Origin of the sequence: Phyllobacterium sp. (assembly GCF_037994405.1) — a bacterium.
Lineage (GTDB): Bacteria > Pseudomonadota > Alphaproteobacteria > Rhizobiales > Rhizobiaceae > Phyllobacterium.
This window is the reverse complement of sequence record NZ_JBBNAN010000280.1, coordinates 1-2,588: the sequence shown is the minus strand read 5'-3', so window position 1 is coordinate 2,588 and position 2,588 is coordinate 1. Positions and strand designations below refer to the sequence as shown.

At 56.0% G+C, this 2,588-nt stretch carries 2 protein-coding genes; both read left to right on the top strand.

Annotation, left to right across the window (positions count from 1 at the left end; all coding sequences use genetic code 11):
* Nucleotides 1-138 precede the first annotated feature (138 nt).
* On the top strand, nt 139-390 hold the full coding sequence (locus AAAC48_RS15455) for a hypothetical protein (RefSeq protein WP_340655024.1): 252 nt from the start codon (nt 139-141) through the stop codon (nt 388-390).
* Nucleotides 390-773 carry a hypothetical protein gene (locus AAAC48_RS15450; protein ID WP_340655023.1) on the top strand — a complete coding sequence of 128 codons (384 nt, stop codon included), beginning with the start codon at nt 390-392 and terminating at the stop codon, nt 771-773. The genes AAAC48_RS15455 and AAAC48_RS15450 overlap by 1 nt, the downstream gene beginning before the upstream one ends.
* The last annotated feature ends 1,815 nt before the right edge of the window (nt 774-2,588 follow it).

Here is a 2,588-nt window from a genome sequence, read left to right as displayed (position 1 = left end):
GGCTCAAGCTGGTCACCTATCCCGACATTATTGGTGTCTGGACCGGCTGCTATGGCGAGACCAAGGGAATGCACAAGGTTTACCAAAGGCCAGTGCCATGCGATGCTCAGTGATAGCCTCGTTGACCACGAGTTTGGTATGCGAAAGTGTCTCAAGGATCCGGATGCGATACCCGATAAGTCGTACCTCGCCTTTCTTTCCGGCACCTGTAACATCGGGGTAGGGGCATTCTGCCGGTCGAGCATGGCGCGTCTGGCCAATGCCGGCGATCTCCGCAGCGCCTGCAATGCCCTGATGCTCGACGTCAATGCAGGCCCCAAGATTAATGTCCGCAGCCTCGTGCTTCGCCGCACCGACGAAAAGAAGCTCTGCCTCGAAGGGCTCGAATAATGGGCGCGGTTCATATCGTCCTGCGAGCGCCCGGCCTGCCTGTCGGCATCTTCATTGGCATGCTGGCGTTCTACGAGGGCGTGCCAGTTCTCCGCGACATTCCCTATGCCGATCGCATCCCGGTTGTGCGGGAACTAATCGTCGGCCGTGTAGGCACTGAGCGGGCTCCGAAAAGACCGCGCTCGAGGCGCAACTGGCCAACGAGAGGCGAGACCGTCTCCTGGCATCCCAACTCTATGACCAAGCACAAAAGCGCGCCACGGCGGCGGTCGCAGCGAAGAAGGTGGCAAATGAAAAGCTGGCAAAGATCATTTCGGAAGATACTGGCGCTGATGGTGCTACTTGGGGTGACGATGACCTTCAGTGGGCCGCGGCACCACTGATCAGATCCGCAAGCTGGAAACAGCGGCAAAGGTGCAAGGTGAGGCGAGGGCGCAGACAACTGTCCCGGAGCTTCCTCCAGAATGCCGCGAGCATATGGAGCGTGTCGTTCTAATGCGCGGCCAAAAGATCCGCTGGACACAAAAGCGGTGGGAATACAGCGCCGATGAGATCGACCAAAATCGATCGCTGCGCGCAGTTTCATGACGATTGGGTGGGCAGGGCGCGATGATGTCACCGCGATGAAAACGGCGATCTTCGGGCGCGGGTCAATGCTCTTGATGATGCTGACCAAGCAATACTCACCCGGCTGAATGTTCTGGAGCAATGGCAGAGGCAGACAGAAATTGCTGAAGCGCGAACAGATGAGAAATGGAAGAACGCGGACAAGCGATTTGATGATCTGGACAAGAAAATCGAGAAGGTCAGCGGCGTGCTGACCAAGTTCATGTGGCTTGTCCTGGGTGGTATCGTAATGGCCTTTGTGGCCTTCATTGTAAACGGCGGCCTGAAGGTTCCCTGAGCCAGCTACTGGGAAAGATACCGCCTTGCGCTAGATCTGCGCTCCCTAATCAGAATGAGAAAGAAAAGCGCGACCACCCCAGCTAAACCGGGCCCAAAAAGTGCAAGCACAGTTGCAATATTGCTCATCGGAAGTCCTCCCTCATAAGTGATTGTGAACCAACAGAAGGCGTCGATCAAACCTAAAATTCCAGCGTGTCGAGGTGAATTGTATTGCTCTGCCGGTCAGGGCTGTGCGGAATAGGTGCCCTGGGCGAAGCCGGTACTGGCAAGGTCAATTGGAATAGATGGCGCAGCCGTCGTGCCGGTCAACGGCGAGGCTCGGCGGATGGACTAGACGGATTGCCAACCGCTAAACCTCTATACCCTCGCAAGAGCACCCCAAGAGCACCCTCGGAAGACCACGAGTCAGCGTGTTCCGCTAAGTGCAGCGTGTCAAATCACATTTCCGGCCCGACTGGCCCACGGCAGACCGGACTTTATTCACGTTCTGTAAAATGCGAGGCTCGGACCCGGAGGAAAGGAACGGGCCGAGCCTCATTGTTGCCAGTCGCTAGACAGGTAACGCAAAAATCCTGCGCTTGCGGGTTGTCTCGGTCAACTCACGATAGTGTTCGAAAAAGTGAGGTCCGGTGTTAGATCGCTCAATGAGCATACCGGACCTCACTGTCGAGATGTGTTGGCCCCTCGACCATGCGAGCTTGTTGCACTGCACCAGCACTGTCAATGCTGCTGCTGCATTACTTCATCACCCAGCTACGGATAGAGTTCGAAGTGCTCGAGGTCAGATTCTTCCATCAATTCCTTCTCGTCACCGAGGAAGGTGGGCGTTTTTCCAATCGTCGCCCATGCCCGCCACGATCGACTCAACGCTGTCCCAGATCATGACCATGCAAAATGTACGGCTATCGCCCTCGCAGGAGATTTCGACTGACTATCGTTCTGTTGTGGTTGCACGACAAAAGGGAGGAGGGCAACGTTGAACAAGGTGCGAAACTTTGTCGTTTCGGCTCATCCCAATAGGCTGACCGCCGTTATGGGGGCGCGGTCAAGGATGGCCAGAATACGACCACCTGTGTGACGCGGGGGTGATATGGTGACGGGATCACGCCCGGTCGGACAGGGCCGCCGGAAAAGCGGCCTTGTCCAGGCTCGCCCATCTCACAAATTCGGGCAGATTGATCGATAATTGATCACCTTGCAGTGAGCCTTTACTGCGCCACATTCGTTGTTCATCCACAGTTCATGGCATATGGCTTAAATTTAATGCCCCTAGGAACGCAAACGCGTTGAAA